The sequence below is a fragment of the Agrobacterium pusense genome (assembly GCF_900102105.1).
GTDB classification, from domain to species: Bacteria; Pseudomonadota; Alphaproteobacteria; order Rhizobiales; family Rhizobiaceae; genus Agrobacterium; species Agrobacterium pusense.
The window spans coordinates 509,869-529,943 of record NZ_FNBB01000003.1; the positions used below are offsets into that span (position 1 = coordinate 509,869).

Here is a 20,075-nt window from a genome sequence, read left to right on the forward strand (position 1 = left end):
AACAGACGCGATTGTCCAGCCGGGCGATGGCAAATGATCCTAGCTTTTACGACAACAGATTTTCCAACCGTCGGGTCCGATCATGACGCGTTTTAATGCTTTCAGTCTTTTGAAGAATGCCCTGACGGGCAATAAAAACTGGGAAGAACAATGGCCCGACAGCCAGCCGAAGGCCGAATATGACGTGATCATCGTCGGTGCCGGCGGCCATGGGCTTGGGGCGGCCTATTATCTGGCCAGCCAGCATGGCATCACCAATGTTGCGGTTATCGACAAGGGCTGGCTTGGCGGCGGCAATACCGGCCGTAACACCACGATCATCCGCTCCAACTATCTCTATGACGAAAGCGCCCGTCTTTACGATCACGCCGTCGATCTCTGGGAAAATCTCAGCCAGGAACTGAACTACAACGTCATGTATTCGCGGCGCGGCGTGCTGATGCTGGCCCATAATGTGCACGACGTGCAGAGCTTCAAGCGTCATATCCATTCCAATCGCCTGAACGGTGTCGACAATCGCTGGCTCACGCCTGAGGAATGCAAGGAATATTGCCCGCCCTTAAGCCTTTCGCCTGACGCCCGTTACCCTGTCATGGGCGGCGCATTGCAGGAGCGTGCGGGCACGGCGCGCCACGATGCGGTCGCCTGGGGTTATGCGCGCGGTGCTGCCGCGCGCGGTGTGGATATCATCCAGAACTGCCCGGTCACCGCTATTCGCCGCAACGCCGACGGTTCCGTTGCCGGTGTCGAGACGGCGAGGGGCTTCATCAAGGCGAAGAAGGTTGCAGTTTCGGCCGCCGGCCACACCTCTGTCGTCATGGATACGGCCGGTGTCCGCCTGCCGCTCGAAAGCTATCCGCTGCAGGCGCTGGTATCGGAGCCGATCAAGCCGATTTTCCCCTGTGTTGTCATGTCGAACGCCGTGCACGCCTATATCAGCCAGTCGGACAAGGGCGAGCTGGTGATCGGTTCGGGCACGGACCAGTATACATCCTATTCGCAGCGCGGTGGCCTGCCGTTGATCGAGCATACGATCGCGGCCATCGTCGAAATCTTCCCGATCTTCAACCGCATGCGGATGCTGCGCAAATGGGGCGGTATCGTTGATGTCACGCCGGATCGCTCGGCCATCCTCGGCAAGACCCCCGTTGCCGGTCTTTATGTGAATTGCGGCTGGGGTACTGGCGGGTTCAAGGCCACGCCGGGTGCTGCCCACACCTTCGCCTGGACCATCGCCAAAAACGAACCGCACCCGATCAACGCGCCGTTCACGCTGGAACGCTTCCGATCCGGCCGCCTGATCGACGAGGCCGCTGCCGCTGCCGTGGCGCACTGAGGACATAACGATGCTTTTGATCCGCTGCCCCTATTGCAACGAAACGCTGCCCGAAGCCGAATTCACCTATGCCGGGCAGGCCCATGTCGTTCGCGCCGCCGACCCGTCGTCGCAGACAGATGAGCAATGGGAAGAATTCCTGTTCATCCGCGAAAACGTCAAAGGTCCGCATTTCGAACGCTGGCGGCACCTGCATGGCTGCGGCCGCTTCTTCAACGCCGTGCGCGACACGGTGAGCGACCGTTTCCTGACGACCTATCGTGCGGGTGAGCCGCGCCCTGAACTATCCTCCCTGACACGCTTGACCGCAAGCTCCGAGGTGTCGAAATGAACTCCTATCGCGTTTCCGGCCGGGGCCGGGTGGATGCTTCCCGTTCGGTCAGCTTCACCTTCGACGGCAAGACCTATCGCGGCGTCAAGGGCGATACCGTCGCCTCCGCGCTTCTCGCCAATGGCGTGCATCTCATGGGCCGCTCGTTCAAATACCACCGCCCGCGCGGCCCGGTGGCGGCGGGTTCCGAGGAGCCGAATGCGCTGATCGGCACCCGCCGTAGCGCCGGCCGGTTCGAGCCGAATACCCGCGCCACGGTGCAGGAAATCTGGGACGGGCTGGAAACCACCTCGCAGAACAAATATCCGAGCCTGAAATTCGATATCGGCGCTGTCAACGACATGGCCTATATGCTGTTTTCGGCCGGTTTTTACTACAAGACCTTTATGTGGCCGAAGAGCTTCTGGAACAAGGTCTATGAGCCCTTCATCCGCGCGGCCGCGGGTCTCGGCGTTTCGCCGACGGAAGAAGATCCTGACACCTATGCCTCGCGCAACCTGCATTGCGATGTGCTGATTGTCGGTGCCGGTCCCGCCGGTCTCGCAGCCGCGCGCGCGGCGGCGGTCGAGGGTCTCAAGGTCGTGCTGGTCGATGAAAATGCCGAAGCCGGCGGCACGCTGCTCTCGGAACCGCAGGCGAAGATTGATGGCAAGCCCGCTTGGGTCTGGCTTGCTGACGAAGTGGAGGCGCTGAAGGATCGGGGCGTCAAGGTGATGACGCGTACCACGGCGATTGCCTATTACCACCAGAACATGATCGGCCTTTGCGAAAAGCTGACCGACCATCTCGAAACCGTACCGAAGGATGTGCCGCGCGAACGCCTCTGGCGGGTAAGAGCCCGGCAGGTGGTGCTGGCGCAGGGCGCACTGGAAAAGCCGCTGGTTTTCCACGGCAATGACCGGCCGGGCGTGATGCTCGCAGGTTCCGCCCAGACCTATCTCAACCGCTATGGCGTCAAGGTCGGTAACCGGCCAGTGGTGGTGACGAGCCATGACAGCGCCTGGTATGCCGCTTTCGATCTTCACGGTGCTGGCGCACCTGTTCAGGCCATCGTCGATACCCGCGCCAAGGTGCGCGAGGAGCTGGTAAACGAGGCGCGTGCGCTCGGCATTCCGGTCAAGCTCTCACATACGGTCACGGCGACGTCGGGGCGGTTGCGCGTCAAATCGGTTCACGTCAATCCGGTGAATGGTTCCACGGTCGGCGCAGGTCAGGACATTGCCTGCGATGCCGTGCTGATGTCGGGCGGCTGGACGCCGTCGCTGCATCTCTTCTCCCACACACAGGGTAAGATCGCCTGGGATGACGAGCGGACGACCTTCCTGCCAGCGCTCACCAATGAGGATTGTGTGATTGCAGGCGCCGGTCGCGGGCTCTGGGGCATCGAGGCCGCACTGAAGGACGGTGCGGAACGGGGGCGTGAAGTCGTTGCAGCCCTTGGCAAGACCGCCAATGTTTCCAGTCATGCCGTCGATCATGACCGCATTGGCAGCGGTGTATCCCACACGGAACTGCCGAGCGACCGCGATGCCGGCAAGGCAAAGGCTTTCGTCGATTACCAGAATGATGTGACCGCCAAGGATCTGCGGCTTGCCGTGCGCGAGGGCATGCGCTCCATCGAGCATGTCAAACGCTACACCACCAATGGCATGGCCACCGATCAAGGCAAGATGTCCAACATCAACGGCCTCAACATCGCTGCGGAAGCTCTGGGCAAACGCCAGCCGGAAGTGGGGCTCACCACCTTCCGTCCGCCCTATACGCCGACAACCTTTGGGGCCTTCGCCGGTTATCACCGCGGCGCGCATTTCGAAGTGACGCGCAAGACGCAGATCGACAGCTGGTCCGAGGCCCATGGCGCGGTCTACGAGCCGGTCGGGCAATGGCGTCGCGCCTGGTATTTTCCAAAGTCGGGCGAGGACATGGATGCCGCCGTTCGCCGCGAATGCCGGGCGGTGCGCCAGAGTGTGGGTATTTTTGATGCCTCGACGCTCGGCAAGATCGAGGTTGTCGGTCCCGATGCGGTCGAGTTCATGAACCGCATGTATACCAATCCCTGGACAAAGCTGGCTGCCGGTCGCTGCCGTTATGGCCTGCTGCTCGGCGATGACGGTTTCATCCGCGACGATGGCGTTATCGGCCGCATGACCGACGACCGTTTCCACGTCACCACCACGACTGGCGGTGCCGCCCGGGTGCTGAACATGATGGAGGATTACCTCCAGACGGAATGGCCCGATCTCAATGTCTGGCTGACCTCGACCACGGAGCAATGGTCGACCATTGCGCTGAACGGGCCAAATGCGGCGAAGCTGCTCGCGCCGCTGGTGGAAGGTGTGGAGCTCACGGAAGAGGCCTTCCCGCATATGTCCTGCGCGGAATGCACCGTGGCCGGCATGCCGGCGCGGCTGTTCCGGGTCAGCTTCACCGGCGAGATCGGCTTCGAGGTCAATGTGCCTGCACCGCTCGGTCGCAAGCTCTGGGAAATCCTGTGGGAATCCGGTCAGCAATATGGCATCACGCCTTACGGCACCGAGACGATGCATGTGCTGCGTGCGGAAAAGGGCTACATCATCGTCGGTCAGGACACCGATGGCACCGTCACGCCCTATGACGCGGCAATGGGCTGGGCCGTGGGCAAGAACAAGCCCGATTTCGTCGGCAAGCGGGGTCTTGCGCGACCCGATCTCGTCGCCAAGGGCCGCCGCCATCTCGTCGGCCTTCTGACGGAAGACCGCTCGAAGCTGGAAGAGGGCGCACAGATCGTCTTCGACCCGAAACAGCCTATCCCGATGAAAATGGTCGGCCACGTTACATCATCCTACCATTCGGATGCCGTTGGCCAGCCGATCGCGCTGGCGCTGGTGGAGGGCGGTCATGAGCGGATGGGCGAGACCGTCTACATCCCGATGCTGGACCGTACCATCGCCGCGAAAATCACCGGGATGGTCTTTGTCGATCCCGAAAACACCCGCCTTAAAATCTGACCCGGAGCCGACAATGAACATGCGCGTTTCCTCCTCCGTTTCCGGCGTGCTTGCCGAAAGCAAAGCGGCACGGGTCAGCATCTCGGCCGCACAAGCCCGGTTTTCGCTGCGCGCGCGCGGCGATCTGGCGCCGCTCAATGCCGCCCTCGGCCTGAGCCTGCCTGAGCGGATCGGCGCCCGTGCCGCTTCCGGTCACGTTGAAGCTCTACGCCTCGGTCCCGACGAGTGGACCATCGTGGCGCCGATGGACGAAATCGATCGGCCGATTGCCGCATGTGCGGGCGTTTATGCTGGCCATCCCCATAGCCTTGTCGACATTTCTGGCCGTGAAGTGACGATGTTGATCGAAGGTCCGCAAGCCGCCGAACTGCTGACGCTGGGCTGCGCCCGGGACATTGACACCATTGCCGTTGGCGAGGGACGCCGGACGATTTTCGACGGCGTGACCGTGGTGCTTTGGCGAGATGCTGAACACCGGTTCCGCATGGATGTCTGGAACAGTTTCGCGTCGCATCTCGGCCATCTGCTTGAAACCGGCTGCAGGGAGCTCGCCGCCGAAACCGCCTGAACGCGTTGCAGTTTCACAACCGTCCAGGAGCTGATCCACCAAGGGGAGCAGGATTTGACCACCTATGTCATGAAAGTCTCGTGCCCGGCGCGCAGCGGCATCGTTGCGGCCGTATCCGGATATCTCGCGCTGTCCGGCTGCAATATCAATGACAGCTCGCAATTCACCGATCAGGAAACCGGCCGTTTTTTCATGCGGTTGAGCTTCGTTTCGGAGCAGGGGCTGGAGCGGGACGCTCTCGCCGAGGGTTTTGGTCCGGTCGCCGTCGACTTCGACATGCAATACGACATCCACGACCTTTCCCGCAAAACCAGAGTGGTGATCATGGTGTCGCGCTTCGGTCATTGCCTCAACGATCTGCTTTATCGCTCCCGCATCGGCGCATTGCCGGTGAAGATCGTCGCGGTGATATCCAATCATCTCGATTATCAGAAGCAGGTCGTGAACGACGACATTCCGTTTCATCATATCCGCGTCACGCCTGAGACAAAACCGGAAGCCGAAGCGGAAATCCTGCAGGTGGTGCAGGATACTGGCGCGGAACTCGTCGTTCTCGCCCGTTACATGCAGGTTCTGTCGGACCGGCTGTGCCAGGAAATGTCGGGCCGCATCATCAACATCCACCATTCCTTCCTGCCATCATTCAAGGGCGCAAATCCCTACAAGCAGGCCTATGAGCGCGGGGTACGGCTGATTGGAGCAACCGCCCACTACGTCACCGCCGATCTCGATGAAGGGCCGATCATCGAGCAGGACACGATCCGGGTAACCCATGCACAGAGCGCGATGGATTATGTGTCACTCGGCCGCGACGTGGAGAGCCAGGTGTTGGCGCGCGCGATACATGCCCATATCCACCACCGGGTTTTCCTGAATGGCAACAGGACCGTGGTTTTCCCCGCCTCGCCGGGAGAATATGTCTCGGAGCGGATGGGCTGAGCGCGGCGCTGCCGTAGCCCCGGCTCCGCCATCCCCTTGAACAGGCGCGGGCTGCTGAACGGCAGCCGCCCTCGTCCGGTGCCGGGTCAACCGTCATACTCATCGTCGGTGACCTGTTCCAGCCAGTCCACCACCTTGCCGTCCTTGACCTCCTGAAGCGCGATATGGGTCATGGCCACATCAGGTGCGGCCCCGTGCCAGTGCCTCTCGCCCGGTGCGAACCAGACGATATCACCGGAGCGGATTTCCTCCACCGGGCCACCGTCACGCTGCGCCCGGCCGAGACCGGAAACCACGATCAGCGTCTGACCGAGGGGATGGGTGTGCCATGCCGTTCGCGCCCCGGGTTCAAATGTAACCTGAGCGCCCTGCACCCGCTCTGCATCGAAGGGGTTGAAGAGCGGATCGATGCGGACCGTGCCCGTGAACCAGGCCGCGGGGCCTTTTGCCGATGCCCGTGTTCCTGCGCGCAATATTTCCATGGTCATTCTCCTGACTGATGTTCCAGGCCGGCGTGAAGCGCGTGGCCTGCCGTCGCCCACAGGGCGGGGCGGGGTCATCGCTTTCCGCATTCTGTGAAGCCCTGCCGCCGGTCTCCGCCACGCGCTTCATTCTCGCGTGTTTCCGAGAGTTGAGCCGGCCGCTTCCGGGACCTTTTCAGACCGCTCGACAAAAATCAATCTCGGGATTGACTCACTTATGAAAACGGTTACATTCGCTGATGTAAACGGTTTCATAGTCGATATCCGTTGCTTGGAGGAGCAAGTTTTCATGTTTAGACATTTGTTGGCTGCTGCCGCGATGGTGCTGGCGGCGGGCACGTCCGTGCACGCGCAGGAACAGAGTTTCAAGATCGGTCTTTCCAATTCTTTCGTCGGCAGCGAATGGCGCACGCAGATGATCGAGGAAGCTCAGGCTGCCGCGAAGGCGTGGGGCGAAAAGGGCGTCAAGGTCGAGGTTGTCGTCCAGAGCGGCAATGTCGACGTGCAGGGGCAGATCGGTCATATCCGCAATTTCATGAACCAGGGCGTTGATGCGATCCTCATCAATCCCGGCAGCCCGACCGCCTTCGATCCAATCTTCGCGCAGGCCAAGGCGCGCAACATCCTCGTTATCGCAACCGACGCCGAAGTGTCCTCCAAGGATGCGATTTATGTCGGCATCGACCAGAAGGCATGGGCCGCGCAATCGGCGCAATGGCTGGCGGATGCGCTGAAGGGCAAGGGAAGCGTCGTCGCCATCAACGGTATCGCGGGCAATCCGGCAAACGAAGCCCGCGTCGCCGGTTATCGCGAAGTGTTCAAGAAATATCCTGACATCAAGGTGCTGAACGAAGCCAATGCGAGCTGGGATCAGGCGCAGGGGCAGCAGGCCATGCAGAACCTGCTTGCCACTTATCCCGACATCAGCGGTGTCTGGGTGCAGGACGGCATGGCCGACGGCGCGTGGCGCGCCATCGAAGCCGCCGGCAAGACGAAGGACATTGCTGCGACCGGTGAAATCCGCAAGGACTTCATGACCCGCTGGGAAAAGGAAAGATTCAACTCCGGCGCCTCGGTCAATCCGCCCGGCGTGATGGCCAGTGCGCTCAATGTCGCTGTCCTGAAGCTTCAGGGCAAGGAATTCAAGGACGGTATCTTTGGCGGCACCTATGGCAACGCCATCTATATTCCGATCCCCTTCGTCAGCAACGAAAACCTTGCGGACAATATCAAGGCTGCAGAAGGCAAGCCCGGTTACTGGTCCGTCACGGCGACCGTGACGCCGGAACAGGCCGGCGAGTTCTTTAAATAAGACCCGTCCCGGGCCGGCGGAAGCGCCGGCCCGAACCGGAATTTCGAGTGCGGACCGCGCGTCGGCTGGCCGCCTGTGACAAGCATTATTCGGGGGCATGCGATGGCGAACGCTTTGGAAGCGGCCGGCATAACGAAGAATTTTGGCGCCGTACGTGCGCTTTCCGACGGCAGGCTGACTGTTGGTCGCGGTGAAATTCACGCGCTGCTGGGCGCCAATGGCTGCGGCAAGAGCACGCTCTGCAAAATCGTTGCTGGCGCGGTGGCGCCGACAAGCGGCACGATCAAATTCAAGGGCGAAGATGTGCGCTTCAAGAGCCCGCGTGACGCCGAAGACGCCGGTATTGCGCTGTTTTACCAGGAACTCAGCCTTGTTCCGCAGCTTTCGGTTGCCGATAACATCTTTCTCGGCCGGGAGCCGAAACGTGGCATTTTTGTTGACCGTAAGGTGCTGAAAGCCGAGACGGCAGGGCTGATCGCCCTGTTTGACGGCGTGGCCGGCGAAGGACTGGAGCCGGATGCGATCGTTGGCACTCTGCCGCCCGATCAGCGCCAGCTCGTCGAAATCCTCAAGGTCTTTGCCCAGAATGCCAGCCTCATGATTATGGATGAGGCTACGGCAGCGCTCGATGGTCGCCAGTCCCAGCGCTTTTTTGAGATACTCCGGGCTAAGAAGGCGGATGGTGTCTCGACCATCATGATTTCCCACCGTCTCGACGAGGTTTTTGCCGTCTGCGACCGCATTACCGTGATGCGAAACGGCGCAACGATTTCGGAGCTCGATACGGCGGCAACCACGCGTGAAGCTGTGGTGCACGATATGGTCGGCGATGTCCGCGCAGCACCTGCCCGCCAGCAGGGACGCGCTGCCGCAACTCCCAGCCTCAAGGTGACGGATGTTACAGGCGAAGGCGTGCGCGGTGTCAGTCTTGAAGCCTATCCGGGTGAAATCGTCGGTCTGGCCGGCCTGCAGGGGCAGGGACAGTCGGCGCTTTTGAAGGGGCTGTTCGGCGCGACGCCCTTTGCGACGGGCCAGACATGGTTCGATGGCCGTGAAATTACCATCGGCAAGCCATCGCACGCGGTTCACAGCGGTTTTGCCTATGTCTCTGGCGACCGCGGGCGTGACGCTTCCCTTCAGGGGCGCTCGATCTTCGAAAATCTCGTCGCGGCCCTGATGGTGCGCGAAAAGATGCGGCTGGTCCGACCCGCCACGCTGAAGCCGCGGGTGCAAAAGGTCGCGGATGATATGAAGACGAAGTTTGCCGGCCTGGATATGGCGATCGGCACGCTTTCCGGCGGCAATCAGCAGAAGATCTTCATTTCCCGCTGGCTCGCCACAGCGCCGAAACTGCTTCTGCTGGATGATCCGACCAAGGGTATCGATCTCGGCGCCAAGGCCGATCTTTTTGCGCTGATGCGTCAGCAGGCCGATGCCGGCGCGACCATCCTTCTTTATTCCTCGGAAGATGCGGAAATCCTCGAATATGCCGACCGCATTCTTGTGTTCAACGGCGGACGCATCTCTGCGGAACTGACCGGAGCCGACATGACATCCGTCAACATGACCCGCGCCGCCTATGGAGACGCCGCATGAATTCCCAAGGCGTTCTGCGCAGGCAACCCTGGATCATCACCCTCGTCGTTCTGGCCGTTCTCGTTGCCGTGAACACGTTTTTGCAGCCATCCTTCGTTCAGCCCTCCGTGCTGCAATCGAACCTGACGACGTTTTTGCCGCTGATCCTGGTCGCCATCGGCCAGACCTATGTCATTCTGGCGGGCGATATAGATTTGTCGGTTGGCAGCATCGTGGCGCTCGCCAATGTCGTCACCGTCAGCGTCATTGCTGCTCTTGGCGGCACGACTGGCGCTGTCTTCGCCGGCATGGCAGCGGGTGTAACCGTTGGGCTACTCTGCGGCCTGGTCAACGGCCTCTTCATTTCGGGCCTGCGTTTCCAGCCGATCGTGACCACCTTCGCGACAGGTATCATCTTTGCCGGGATGGCGATCTGGGTTCTGCCGCAGGCGGGCCTGCCGGTGCCGGAGGCCTATTGGCAGACCTATTCCGGCAGCTTCGTCGGCCTGCCCTTCGTGCTTTGGGTGCTGATTGCCGGCATCGCCTTCACGCTTATCGTGTCGCGTATTCCTTTTCACACGCATCTGCTTGCGGTGGGTGGCAATCGCACCGGCGCCTTCCAGACGGGGCTACGCCTCTCCGGCATCCGTATCGGCGCTTACATGATCTCTGGTCTTTTCTCCGCGCTGGCGGCGCTCTGCCTGACGGGTGAGACGGCCTCGGGCGATCCGCTTCTCGGCGCAAGTCTGGCGCTATCTTCCATCTCTGCGGTGGTCTTGGGCGGTACGGCGCTTTCCGGCGGTTTCGGCAGTTCGACCGGGTCGATCGCGGGCGCGCTGGTGCTGGGCATGATCGGCAATGTGATCTTCTTTGCGGGCCTGCCCTTCGAGTACCAGACACTGGTGCAGGGTCTGATCGTGCTGACGGCTCTGGCCGGTGGCGTTCTGGTGACGAGGCGTTGATATGACCAATCCCGGCTTGCAACTCAAAACCCTTCTCACCGATCCCCTGACCATCGCCATCTGCGCATCGGCTTTCCTGCTGCTTTTCGGCGAATTGTTGTCGCCCGGCTTCGCACAGGGATCGCAGATCGTGCGGCTGCTGACGATTGCCGCCATTCTCGGTATCGTAGCGGCGGGCCAGAATCTCGTCATCCTCGGCGGACGCGAAGGCATTGACCTTTCCGTCGGCGCGATGATCTCGCTCGGCGCGGTGCTTGCCGGCAATATGATGAACGCCCAGAATGCCGGTATTCCTCTTGCCATTCTGGTTGCGGGCGGCATTCCGTTCCTGATCGGCCTCATCAACGGTCTCGGCATCACCTTCGTGCGCATTCCGCCGCTGGTAATGACGCTCGGCATGACGGCGGTCATCCAGGGCGGGCTGGTGGTTTATTCGCAGGGCGTTCCGTCAGGTGCGGCGGCTCCGCTGCTCGCAGGCTTCATCAACCGTCCCCTCATCTTCGGCATTCCCGGTGTACTCTTCGTCTGGCTGGGCATCGCCGCGATCATGCTCTTCGTCCTGCGCCGCACGGCTTTCGGCTTCGCCATTTACGCCATCGGCTCCAACGAGCGGGCGGCGACGCTGGTAGGTCTTCCTGTTCCGCTGATCCGCACGCTGCTTTATGGCCTTTCCGGCCTGTTCGCTGGCCTGACCGGGGTTTGCGTCATCGGCTATACCGGCACGTCCTTCATCTCTGTCGGCGACCAGTATGTGCTTCCGTCGATCATCGCAGTGGTCATTGGCGGCACCTCGCTGGCCGGCGGGGCTGGCGGATATGTCGGAACCATGGCCGGCGCAGTTGCGCTCACCATTCTGCAAAGCGTACTGATAACGCTCAACCTCGATGTATGGGCACGGCAGATCATATTCGGTGTCACGTTGCTAGCGCTGATGCTGCTTTATGGCCGCCAAAAGCAGTTGCGTGTGTGACAGATGAGCAAAGAACACGGTTCGAATATCAGGGAAGTTGCAGCTCTCGCGGGTGTCTCCATCGCGACAGTATCGCGCGCGCTGCAGCAACCCGACAAGGTTCGCCCGGAAACCCGCAAGAAGGTTTTCGATGCCGTTCGGCAGGCGAACTTCGTTCCCAATGCGCAGGCGGCCAGTTTCCGCCGCCAATCCAACAACACCGTCATCCTTCTCGTGCGCGATATCGGCAACCCCTTCTATCTCGAAATCTACAAGGGTGTTGAGGAAGCGGCGGGCGAAGCGGGCTTCAAGGTGCTTATGGGCGATGCCCGCAATGACGAGCACCGTGTGGCGACCCACATCGATATGGTACGGCAGAAACATGCCGACGGCCTCATCCTGATGACCGGGCAGTTCCCGTCCGAGCTTCTCGATCAGGGCGATGCGCTGCCGCCGACCGTCAAGGTGGACAACCGCGCCGCATCGATGAACGCCGTGCGTCACCTCATGGAAGCGGGACATGAAAGGATCGTGCATCTGGCCGGTCCCGTACCGGAAAGTCTGGCGCAGGAACGTTTCGATGGTTACCGCGCGGCACTTGCGGAGGCCGGCATAGCTTATGCCGACGAACTGGTGGTGACGGGTGATTACAGCATTGAGGCCGGCCGGCAGGCGATTGCGGGCCTTCTCGAAGGCGGCATTGTCTTTACCGCGATCTTCGCATCGAGCGACCAGATGGCGATTGGCGCGATCAGCGAGTTGCGGGGCAGGGGTCTGTCGGTCCCGGGTGACGTCTCCGTCATCGGCTTCGACGATATCATCTTCGCCAATGCCTTTGAGCCGCCGCTGACGACGGTGCGTCAGCCCCGGCAGGAAATGGGCCGAAGGGCCATGGCGCTGATGGTGGACAGGCTGAATGGCAAACGCACCGCCGAGACCATCGTGCTGGATACGGAACTGGTGGTGCGCGGCTCGGTCGCGCCGTGCCGACCGCCGCACCGGTAGCGGCCAGACTGTGAATGCAAGGAGTGTAAGGACATGAAGACGATCAAAGGCCCGGCGATTTTCCTCGCGCAATTCGCCGGAAACGAGGCCCCTTTCGATACGCTCGACAATCTCGGCCAATGGGCGGCTTCGCTCGGCTACAAGGGCATCCAGGTGCCGACCGACCCCAAGCTCTTCGATCTGGAAAAGGCTGCGGAATCCAAGGACTATTGCGACGAGATCAAGGGCCGTCTGGTCGAGATCGGTGTCGAGATCACCGAGCTTTCGACGCATATTCAGGGCCAGCTCGTTGCCGTTCATCCCGCCTATGACGAGATGTTCGACGGTTTCGCTCCGGCCGAACTGCGCGGAAAGCCGCAGGCGCGGCAGGAATGGGCGGTCAATCAGCTGATATGCGCAGCGAAGGCGTCGCGGCATCTCGGCCTCAAGAGCCATGCGACCTTCTCCGGCGCGCTCGCCTGGCCGTTCGTTTATCCGTGGCCGCAGCGCCCGGCGGGCCTTGTCGAAATGGCCTTTGCCGAGCTCGGCAAGCGCTGGACACCCATTCTCGATGCCTTCGAGGAAAATGGCGTGGATCTCTGCTACGAGCTGCATCCGGGTGAGGACCTGCATGACGGCGTCACCTTTGAGCGATTTCTCGAAGCCACCGGCGACCACGCGCGCGCCAACATCCTCTACGATCCCTCGCATTTCGTGCTGCAGGCGATGGATTATCTCGGCTTCATCGATATCTACCACGAGCGTATCCGCGCCTTCCACGTCAAGGATGCCGAGTTCAATCCAACCGGCCGTTCCGGCGTTTATGGCGGGTATCAAAGCTGGGTCGATCGGCCGGGCCGTTTCCGTTCGCTGGGCGACGGGCATGTCGATTTCGGCGCGGTTTTCTCGAAGCTCACCCAATATGATTTCGATGGCTGGGCGGTTCTGGAATGGGAGTGTGCGCTGAAGCACCCGGAAGACGGCGCGCGCGAAGGCGTCGCCTTCATTGAAAACCACATTATCCGTGTGACCGAGCGGGCCTTCGACGATTTCGCCAAGAGCGGCGTCGATGATGCCGCCAATCGTCGCCTTCTCGGCCTCTGAAAGGGATAGCCATGTCTTCCGCACCAAAAAAATTCGACAGCCGCCGTATCCGTCTCGGAATGGTCGGCGGCGGTCAGGGCGCCTTTATCGGTGCGGTGCACCGCATAGCGGCCCGGCTGGATGACCGTTACGAGCTCGTGGCCGGAGCGCTTTCCTCCGATCCCGCGCGTGCGGCCGCTTCGGCAACCCTGCTCGGCATCGCGCCGGAGCGTTCCTATGCCTCATTCGAGGAGATGGCTGCGGCAGAGGCCGGTCGAGACGACGGTATCGAGGCAGTCGCCATCGTGACGCCCAATCACCTCCATTTTGCGCCCTCAAAGGCCTTTCTCGAGGCCGGTATTCACGTCATCTGCGACAAGCCTGTGACCGCGACACTTGAGGAAGCAAAGGCGCTGGCCGAGATCGTCAGGGCGTCGGACAGCCTGTTTGTCCTGACGCATAATTACACCGGCTACGCCATGCTGCGGCAGATGCGGCAGATGGTGGCTGATGGAGCCATTGGCAAGCTGCGCCACGTTCAGGCCGAATATGCCCAGGACTGGCTGACCGAGGCGGTTGAGAAGACCGGTGCGAAGGGGGCGGAATGGCGCACCGATCCCAGCCGCTCCGGCGCGGGCGGGGCCATCGGCGATATCGGCACCCACGCCTTCAACGCTGCCGCCTTCGTTACCGGTGAAATCCCGAAGAGTCTTTATGCCGACCTGACCTCTTTCGTGCCGGGCCGGCAGCTGGATGACAGCGCCAATATTCTTTTGCGTTACGAAAGCGGCGCCAAGGGCATGCTTTGGGCAAGCCAGATCGCAGTCGGCAATGAAAACGCGCTGTCGCTGCGGGTCTACGGCGAAAAGGGCGGGCTTGAATGGCACCACCGCGTGCCGGATGAGCTGTGGTTCACCCCTTACGGCGAGCCGAAGCGGCTCATAACCCGCAACGGCGCAGGCGCAGGAGCCGCGGCCAACCGTGTCAGCCGCGTGCCATCGGGGCACCCGGAAGGATACCTCGAGGGTTTCGCGACGATCTACCGCGAAGCCGCAGATGCAATCATTGCCAAAAGGGAGGGAAAAGCAGCCGCCGGGGAGGTGATTTACCCCGGCATGGAGGACGGCCTTGCGGGTCTCGCATTCATCGATGCCGCCGTTCGCTCCAGCCAGACCTCGACCTGGATCAATATCGATATCTAGGTCGCAGCCTATCGGAGGAGACGACACAGGGTGCCGAAGGCGGTGCCCGGCAAAGGACACGTGTCGTCATATTGATCAAACGGAAAGGGAGTTACGCGTTTGAAAACGTTCAAGTCAAAATTCGCAGGCATGGCAGTCGTCGCAGCATTGGCGGCCGGTTTCGCAAATCCGGTTTTTGCCGATGACAGCAAGACCCTGCCGATTGCCGCGCAGATGTATACGCTGCGCAATTCCGGAACGCTGGAGGAGCAGCTGACGATCCTCAACCGCGCGGGCGTTTCCGCGGTGGAAACAGTGGACATGCAGAAGGTCAGCGCCAGCGAATTGAACACGCTTCTCGAAAAGCACAAGATCAAGGTCATTTCCTCGCATGTGCCGATCGACAAGCTGCGCGGCAATCTCGACGAGGTCATCACCGAACAGAAGGCTGTCGGCAACCCTGTCGTGACCGTACCTTTCCTGAAGCCGGAAGACCGACCGAAGGACGCCGCTGGCTGGACCGCCTTCGGCAAGGAACTGGGTGGCTATGCGGACAAGCTGTCCGCTGCGGGCCTTTCCATGGCCTATCACAACCACGACTTTGAAATGGCCAAGTTCGACGGCAAGACGGCGCTGGAACTGTTGCTCGACGCCGCCGGCCCGAAACTGCAGGCCGAAGTCGACGTCGCCTGGGTGGCGCGCAGCGGCAATGATCCCGCAGAATTCCTCGGTACCTTGACGGGCAAGGTTTTTGCCATCCACGCCAAGGACAATGCACCGGCGGGGACGGCGGAAAACGAACGCGGCTTCGCCATACTCGGCACCGGCACGCTTGACTGGAAGACGATCCTGCCGGCGGCCAAACATGCCGGCGCAAAATGGTTCATCCTCGAGCACGACCTTCCGCTCGATGCCGAAGCGGTCGTAACCAAGGGCAACGCGTTCCTCAACGAACACCTGCCGACCATTCAGTAAACGCTGCCAGTAAAACCAGAACCGCTCCCCGGCGGCCGGTTTCGGCGGGGAGCATGAGGTTCGACAGACGCATGTCCATTTTCCGCCGCGCCGCGACGGGAAGCGCTTTGCCCTGTCGTTTTTTCCAAGCTCACATCGGAGGAGTTATCATGGCAAACAATCATTATGATGCGATTGTTGTCGGCTCGGGCATCAGTGGAGGCTGGGCCGCAAAGGAACTCACGCAGAAGGGCCTGAAGGTTCTGATGCTGGAGCGTGGCCGCAATATCGAACACGTCACCGACTATCAGAATGCCGACAAGGAAGCCTGGGACTACCCCCATCGCAACCGCGCCACGCAGGAAATGAAGGCGAAATATCCCGTTCTCAGCCGCGATTATCTGCTGGAAGAGGCGACGCTTGGCATGTGGGCCGATGAGCAGGAAACGCCCTATGTCGAGGAAAAGCGGTTCGACTGGTTCCGCGGTTATCATGTCGGCGGCCGCTCGCTGCTGTGGGGACGCCAGACCTATCGCTGGTCGCAGACCGATTTCGAGGCCAATGCAAAAGAAGGCATCGCCGTTGACTGGCCGATCCGTTATGAGGACGTGTCCCCCTGGTATGACTACGTCGAGCGCTTCGCCGGCATTTCAGGCAGCCGCGAGGGATTGGACATCCTTCCTGACGGGGAATTCCTGCCGCCCATTCCTCTCAATTTCGTGGAGCAGGATGTCGCAAGCCGGCTGAAGAAGGCGTTCAAGGGCACGCGCCACCTCATCAATTCGCGCTGCGCCAACATCACCCAGGAACTTCCCGATCAGGAACGCACGCGCTGTCAGTTCCGCAACAAATGCAGGCTGGGCTGTCCTTTCGGCGGCTATTTCAGTACGCAGGCATCCACCCTGCCGGCAGCGGTCGCTACGGGAAATCTCACGCTTCGTCCCTTCTCCATCGTCAAGGAAATCCTGTATGATAGGGACAAGAAGAAGGCGCGCGGCGTCGAGATCATCGATGCCGAGACAAACCTGACCTATGAATATACCGCCGACATCATCTTCCTGAACGCATCGACGTTGAACTCGACCTGGGTGCTGATGAACTCGGCCGCCGATGTCTGGGAAGGCGGGCTTGGCAGCAGCTCCGGCGAACTCGGCCATAATGTTATGGATCACCATTTCCGCATGGGCGCCACCGGCCAGGTGGAAGGTTTCGAGGACTTCTACTTCAAGGGCCGCCGTCCGGCGGGATTCTACATTCCCCGGTTCCGCAATACCGGTGACGACAAGCGCAAATATCTGCGCGGTTTCGGTTATCAGGGCTCCGCCAGCCGGTCGCGCTGGGAGCGGGAGATCGCGGAACTGAATATCGGCGCCGATTACAAGGAAGCACTGACCGAGCCGGGCGGCTGGACCATCGGCATGACCGCCTTCGGTGAAATGCTGCCCTATCATGAGAACCGCGTGAAGCTGGATCATGAGAAGAAGGACAAGTGGGGCCTGCCGGTCCTTTCCATGAATGTCGAGATGAAGCAGAACGAACTCGACATGCGCGAAGACATGGTCAATGACGCCGTCGAGATGTTCGAGGCGGTCGGCATCAAGAACGTCAAGCCCAGTCGTGGCAGCTATGCACCGGGCATGGGCATTCACGAAATGGGAACGGCCCGCATGGGACGCGACCCGAAAACCTCTGTCCTTAACGGCAACAACCAGGTCTGGGATGCGCAGAACGTCTTCGTCACCGATGGCGCCTGCATGACTTCGGCCTCCTGCGTCAACCCGTCCTTGACCTATATGGCGCTGACGGCGCGTGCGGCCGATTTCGCCGTTTCCGAATTGAAGAAGGGGAACCTGTGATGAACAGACGCGAACTGCTGAAACTCATAGCCGTTGCGACCGGCCTGCCGCTGATCGGTGCGGATATCCTGACAGCCGCCGAAAACGCTGCCAGGCCCGCCGGGGGTGCCCATGTCTTTACCCCCGAGGAAATCCGCTTTCTGGACGAGGTGGCGGAAACCATCATTCCGCGCACCTCCACGCCGGGCGCGAAGGACGCGGAAGTCGGTGCATTCATGGCCGTCTATGCGGCCGATTGCTACACTGACGAACAGCGGACACTCTTCCTTTCGGCCATTTCCGACATCGAGAAACGCAGTCAGGCCGAACACGGGAAGGCCTTTGTGGCTTTGACCGCCGAACAGCGCCAGGCGCTGCTTTCTGTGCTGGACAAACAGGCCAAAGCGGAACAGTCGCCGGCAAAACCGCATGCTTTCACGCTGGTCAAGCAGCTGACACTGCTTGGTTTCTTCACCTCGAAGATCGGCGCCACGGAAGTTCTCGTCTATGACGAGATTCCCGGTGGCTTCGAGGATCGCGTTCCCTACAAGAAGGGCACGCCTGCCTGGGGCACGACCTGAAGAAAATCGCCGACCCGTCTGCTTCCGCGGACGGGTCGTACTCAAGCGGCAAGACAAGGATGACACGATGCGCAAAATAACAATCATCGCGGCGGCAATGTTTGCCGCAAGCGCCATTCCTGCTTTTTCGGAGGGCGATGTTGCCAAGGGCGAGGCGGTCTTCAAGCGGTGTTCCGCCTGTCACGCCATCGGTGAGGGCGCTAAAAACAGGGTCGGCCCGCAGCTTAACGGGATTATCGGCCGCGCGGCGGGCGGCGTGCCGGACTATACTTACTCGGCCGCGATGAAAAAAGCGGGCGAGGAAGGCCTCGTCTGGACGCCGGAAGAATTGCGGGCATTCCTGAGCGCGCCCAAAAAGAAAATCCCTGGGAACAAGATGGCGCTGGCCGGCATCAGCAAGCCGGAAGATCTGGACAATCTCATTGCCTATATCGAAAGCGCGGCTTCGAAACCTGCAGAGTGATGGCGGCCGAGGCGGGGGAGGATAGGCTGATCCTCCTTCCGGCTGCTGCCGGGAGAGGACGGCCAATGTCATAGAACCCGCCCCGCTTCCTCGATGAATCTTCGCACCAGCGGCAGATGTCGTCTTTCGGCAAGGCAGATCGCATATTCATCGATGAGTTCGGTGGCATCGCAGAGCGGCACGAAGGAAAGGCGCGCGTCGTGACCGAATTCCAGATCGGCCACCACGCCGCATCCACCCCGTTGGCGATGGCTTCTCGCACGCCCTCGCGGGAGGAGATTTCTATGACGGGCTGGATGGAGATACCGTGATCGGCAAGGTTCTTTTCGAAGATTTCGCGGGTGCGCGATCCCCGCTCTCGCATGACGAAGGACAGGCCTTCAAGCTCTGCCACGAAGACGCTCTCCCGCGCCGCCAGCGGGTGAAAGACGGGCACGCACAGGCCAAGCCGCATGCTGAGGAATTTGACGCCATAGAGGCGCGGATCATCAGGTGCACGGGCGGTAATGGAAAAGACATGCTGGCGGGTGGTGACGGCAACGACACGCTGCTGGCCGGTGCCGGCAACGACATGGTGGATGCGGGCGCTGGCAACGACCGTGTGGTTGCTGGTGACGGCAACGACATCGTCGAGGGCGGCGCCGGTAACGACGTGCTGATGGGCGGCGCCGGCAATGATGTTCTTCACGGTGGTGCTGGCAACGACCAGTTGAGCGGCGGATCGGGCGACGACACGCTGATCGGCGGGGCGGGCAACGATGTGCTGACCGGTGGCAGTGGTGCGGATACCTTCGTTTTCGCGGCCGGCAGCGGCCGGGATGTGGTGACGGACTTCCAGGCCGGCGCCGACGGCAAGGATGTCGTCGAACTCTCGAAGGACGTCTTTGCGGATTACCAGGCGTTTATCGCCTCCGGGGTCTTCACGGATGGCGACCACGGTGCCGAGATCGCCTTCAAGGACGGGTCGACGATTACCTTCGATGGTGTGAAGACCGAGCAATTCGTCATCGACGACTTCCGCTTCGCGTAAACCACAAGGGCGCATCCATCCGGGTGCCCTTCAAATCGCGCCAAACCCGCCGATTTCGGCGGGTTTGTGCTTGAGGGAGCCTGGCAGGAGTGGCCCACCCTGTCGGCAAAGACGAAGTAAGAAAACGTCTTCGTCATTGGCCCCCCGGGGGCCGGAGAGCACGCTGTCGCCAATATTGCTGCAGCGGACGTGCTGACCGGCGCTGGCGCTGGACGGGATCGCCCATATTCGGACGGCGACCTGTTGGATGGCCAGCGTCGAACCAGCTGCCGTTGGATATCTCAAATCATAATCGATGTAGGGGAGGGCGGTTTTCATCGCCGATGCGTGTGATGACTCATGAATTTTCTTGATCGATTGTCGCAAATGCACGCGCAAGATTGACGTTTTTCCGGTGCGGCGCTACCACCTGTGCCGGTGCCCGTCAGCCGACGGTCATTCGCTGAAATAGCGGCTTGTCGGCGTGCTCGGGTTGTCGTGTCAAAGGGGGAACCGTCCTTGTCGCTTTATCCTGTTCTCCTCG

General features: G+C 61.1%; 20 protein-coding genes and 1 pseudogene. 17 read left to right on the forward strand and 4 right to left on the reverse strand.

Features of this window, described 5'->3' with window-relative positions:
* The first annotated feature begins 82 nt into the window (after window positions 1-82).
* From BLU28_RS11415 to purU, 5 genes are read left to right on the forward strand one after another with little or no spacing between them, the layout of a single operon-like run.
* Window positions 83-1,336 carry a sarcosine oxidase subunit beta family protein gene (locus BLU28_RS11415; RefSeq protein WP_022562853.1) on the forward strand — a complete coding sequence of 418 codons (1,254 nt, stop codon included), beginning with the start codon at window positions 83-85 and terminating at the stop codon, window positions 1,334-1,336.
* Window positions 1,337-1,346: 10 nt separating this feature from the next.
* Window positions 1,347-1,667, forward strand: a complete 321-nt coding sequence (locus BLU28_RS11420) for a sarcosine oxidase subunit delta (RefSeq protein ID WP_022562852.1) — start codon at window positions 1,347-1,349, stop codon at window positions 1,665-1,667.
* Entirely contained in the window at window positions 1,664-4,654 is a 2,991-nt protein-coding gene (locus BLU28_RS11425; RefSeq protein WP_022562851.1) for a sarcosine oxidase subunit alpha, read from the forward strand. Before BLU28_RS11420 ends, BLU28_RS11425 begins: the two co-directional genes overlap by 4 nt.
* A gap of 13 nt (window positions 4,655-4,667) precedes the next feature.
* Window positions 4,668-5,222 (forward strand): sarcosine oxidase subunit gamma family protein, encoded by a 555-nt coding sequence (soxG, locus tag BLU28_RS11430; RefSeq protein ID WP_022562850.1) that lies wholly within the window; start codon window positions 4,668-4,670, stop codon window positions 5,220-5,222.
* 54 nt (window positions 5,223-5,276) lie between these two features.
* Window positions 5,277-6,161 (forward strand): formyltetrahydrofolate deformylase, encoded by an 885-nt coding sequence (purU, locus tag BLU28_RS11435; protein WP_022562849.1) that lies wholly within the window; start codon window positions 5,277-5,279, stop codon window positions 6,159-6,161.
* A gap of 86 nt (window positions 6,162-6,247) precedes the next feature.
* Here the strand turns inward: purU and BLU28_RS11440 are convergent, their stop codons facing one another.
* Window positions 6,248-6,643 (reverse strand): (R)-mandelonitrile lyase, encoded by a 396-nt coding sequence (locus BLU28_RS11440; protein ID WP_022562848.1) that lies wholly within the window; start codon window positions 6,641-6,643, stop codon window positions 6,248-6,250.
* Window positions 6,644-6,932: 289 nt separating this feature from the next.
* On the opposite strand from BLU28_RS11440, the gene BLU28_RS11445 reads away from it, so the two are divergent.
* From BLU28_RS11445 to BLU28_RS11495, 11 genes are all read left to right on the forward strand, one after another.
* On the forward strand, window positions 6,933-7,955 hold the full coding sequence (locus BLU28_RS11445; protein WP_022562847.1) for a substrate-binding domain-containing protein: 1,023 nt from the start codon (window positions 6,933-6,935) through the stop codon (window positions 7,953-7,955).
* Window positions 7,956-8,057: 102 nt separating this feature from the next.
* Complete coding sequence (locus BLU28_RS11450; RefSeq protein WP_022562846.1) at window positions 8,058-9,551, forward strand: sugar ABC transporter ATP-binding protein; 1,494 nt, start codon at window positions 8,058-8,060, stop codon at window positions 9,549-9,551.
* Complete coding sequence (locus BLU28_RS11455) at window positions 9,548-10,492, forward strand: ABC transporter permease (protein WP_022562845.1); 945 nt, start codon at window positions 9,548-9,550, stop codon at window positions 10,490-10,492. Before BLU28_RS11450 ends, BLU28_RS11455 begins: the two co-directional genes overlap by 4 nt.
* A gap of 1 nt (window position 10,493) precedes the next feature.
* Window positions 10,494-11,462: an ABC transporter permease gene (locus BLU28_RS11460; RefSeq protein WP_077985666.1), complete on the forward strand. Its 969-nt coding sequence runs from the start codon at window positions 10,494-10,496 to the stop codon at window positions 11,460-11,462.
* 3 nt (window positions 11,463-11,465) lie between these two features.
* Window positions 11,466-12,446 carry a LacI family DNA-binding transcriptional regulator gene (locus BLU28_RS11465; protein WP_077985665.1) on the forward strand — a complete coding sequence of 327 codons (981 nt, stop codon included), beginning with the start codon at window positions 11,466-11,468 and terminating at the stop codon, window positions 12,444-12,446.
* 33 nt (window positions 12,447-12,479) lie between these two features.
* Window positions 12,480-13,529, forward strand: coding sequence for a sugar phosphate isomerase/epimerase family protein (locus BLU28_RS11470; protein WP_022562842.1), 1,050 nt, complete (start codon window positions 12,480-12,482; stop codon window positions 13,527-13,529).
* An 11-nt stretch (window positions 13,530-13,540) separates the two neighbouring features.
* Window positions 13,541-14,710 (forward strand): Gfo/Idh/MocA family protein, encoded by a 1,170-nt coding sequence (locus BLU28_RS11475; protein ID WP_022562841.1) that lies wholly within the window; start codon window positions 13,541-13,543, stop codon window positions 14,708-14,710.
* A 99-nt stretch (window positions 14,711-14,809) separates the two neighbouring features.
* Window positions 14,810-15,664 carry a sugar phosphate isomerase/epimerase family protein gene (locus BLU28_RS11480; RefSeq protein WP_022562840.1) on the forward strand — a complete coding sequence of 285 codons (855 nt, stop codon included), beginning with the start codon at window positions 14,810-14,812 and terminating at the stop codon, window positions 15,662-15,664.
* Window positions 15,665-15,813: 149 nt separating this feature from the next.
* The gene (locus tag BLU28_RS11485; RefSeq protein WP_077985664.1) at window positions 15,814-17,499 is read left to right on the forward strand and encodes a GMC oxidoreductase; all 1,686 of its coding nucleotides are present in this window, start codon (window positions 15,814-15,816) and stop codon (window positions 17,497-17,499) included.
* A complete protein-coding gene (locus BLU28_RS11490; RefSeq protein WP_006698388.1) occupies window positions 17,499-18,059 on the forward strand; it encodes a gluconate 2-dehydrogenase subunit 3 family protein in 561 nt (186 codons plus the stop codon). The genes BLU28_RS11485 and BLU28_RS11490 overlap by 1 nt, the downstream gene beginning before the upstream one ends.
* A 67-nt stretch (window positions 18,060-18,126) precedes the next feature.
* Window positions 18,127-18,522 carry a c-type cytochrome gene (locus tag BLU28_RS11495; protein WP_004445382.1) on the forward strand — a complete coding sequence of 132 codons (396 nt, stop codon included), beginning with the start codon at window positions 18,127-18,129 and terminating at the stop codon, window positions 18,520-18,522.
* A 68-nt stretch (window positions 18,523-18,590) separates the two neighbouring features.
* Here BLU28_RS11495 and BLU28_RS26585 read toward each other — a convergent pair whose 3' ends face one another.
* Both BLU28_RS26585 and BLU28_RS26590 read right to left on the reverse strand, forming a co-directional pair.
* Entirely contained in the window at window positions 18,591-18,749 is a 159-nt protein-coding gene (locus BLU28_RS26585) for a hypothetical protein (protein ID WP_234794409.1), read from the reverse strand.
* 62 nt (window positions 18,750-18,811) lie between these two features.
* Window positions 18,812-18,976 (reverse strand): annotated as a pseudogene (locus tag BLU28_RS26590) (LysR substrate-binding domain-containing protein); the annotation flags it as partial.
* A 63-nt stretch (window positions 18,977-19,039) separates the two neighbouring features.
* Between BLU28_RS26590 and BLU28_RS11505 the strand changes: the two are divergent.
* Complete coding sequence (locus tag BLU28_RS11505) at window positions 19,040-19,552, forward strand: calcium-binding protein (RefSeq protein ID WP_234794403.1); 513 nt, start codon at window positions 19,040-19,042, stop codon at window positions 19,550-19,552.
* A gap of 30 nt (window positions 19,553-19,582) precedes the next feature.
* On the opposite strand, the gene BLU28_RS11510 is transcribed toward BLU28_RS11505, so the two are convergent.
* Entirely contained in the window at window positions 19,583-19,930 is a 348-nt protein-coding gene (locus tag BLU28_RS11510; RefSeq protein WP_139190400.1) for a hypothetical protein, read from the reverse strand.
* Between the last annotated feature and the right edge of the window lie 145 nt (window positions 19,931-20,075).

What these genes read in the sequence shown, in the direction of transcription:
- BLU28_RS11415 (WP_022562853.1), top strand. Translation starts at nt 83, where the DNA reads ATGACGCGTTTTAATGCTTTCAGTCTTTTGAAGAATGCCCTGACGGGC.
- BLU28_RS11420 (WP_022562852.1), top strand. Translation starts at nt 1,347, where the DNA reads ATGCTTTTGATCCGCTGCCCCTATTGCAACGAAACGCTGCCCGAAGCC.
- BLU28_RS11425 (WP_022562851.1), top strand. Translation starts at nt 1,664, where the DNA reads ATGAACTCCTATCGCGTTTCCGGCCGGGGCCGGGTGGATGCTTCCCGT.
- soxG (WP_022562850.1), top strand. Translation starts at nt 4,668, where the DNA reads ATGAACATGCGCGTTTCCTCCTCCGTTTCCGGCGTGCTTGCCGAAAGC.
- BLU28_RS11440 (WP_022562848.1), bottom strand. Translation starts at nt 6,643, where the DNA reads ATGGAAATATTGCGCGCAGGAACACGGGCATCGGCAAAAGGCCCCGCG.
- BLU28_RS11445 (WP_022562847.1), top strand. Translation starts at nt 6,933, where the DNA reads ATGTTTAGACATTTGTTGGCTGCTGCCGCGATGGTGCTGGCGGCGGGC.
- BLU28_RS11450 (WP_022562846.1), top strand. Translation starts at nt 8,058, where the DNA reads ATGGCGAACGCTTTGGAAGCGGCCGGCATAACGAAGAATTTTGGCGCC.
- BLU28_RS11455 (WP_022562845.1), top strand. Translation starts at nt 9,548, where the DNA reads ATGAATTCCCAAGGCGTTCTGCGCAGGCAACCCTGGATCATCACCCTC.
- BLU28_RS11460 (WP_077985666.1), top strand. Translation starts at nt 10,494, where the DNA reads ATGACCAATCCCGGCTTGCAACTCAAAACCCTTCTCACCGATCCCCTG.
- BLU28_RS11465 (WP_077985665.1), top strand. Translation starts at nt 11,466, where the DNA reads ATGAGCAAAGAACACGGTTCGAATATCAGGGAAGTTGCAGCTCTCGCG.
- BLU28_RS11470 (WP_022562842.1), top strand. Translation starts at nt 12,480, where the DNA reads ATGAAGACGATCAAAGGCCCGGCGATTTTCCTCGCGCAATTCGCCGGA.
- BLU28_RS11475 (WP_022562841.1), top strand. Translation starts at nt 13,541, where the DNA reads ATGTCTTCCGCACCAAAAAAATTCGACAGCCGCCGTATCCGTCTCGGA.
- BLU28_RS11485 (WP_077985664.1), top strand. Translation starts at nt 15,814, where the DNA reads ATGGCAAACAATCATTATGATGCGATTGTTGTCGGCTCGGGCATCAGT.
- BLU28_RS11490 (WP_006698388.1), top strand. Translation starts at nt 17,499, where the DNA reads ATGAACAGACGCGAACTGCTGAAACTCATAGCCGTTGCGACCGGCCTG.
- BLU28_RS11495 (WP_004445382.1), top strand. Translation starts at nt 18,127, where the DNA reads ATGCGCAAAATAACAATCATCGCGGCGGCAATGTTTGCCGCAAGCGCC.
- BLU28_RS11505 (WP_234794403.1), top strand. Translation starts at nt 19,040, where the DNA reads ATGCTGGCGGGTGGTGACGGCAACGACACGCTGCTGGCCGGTGCCGGC.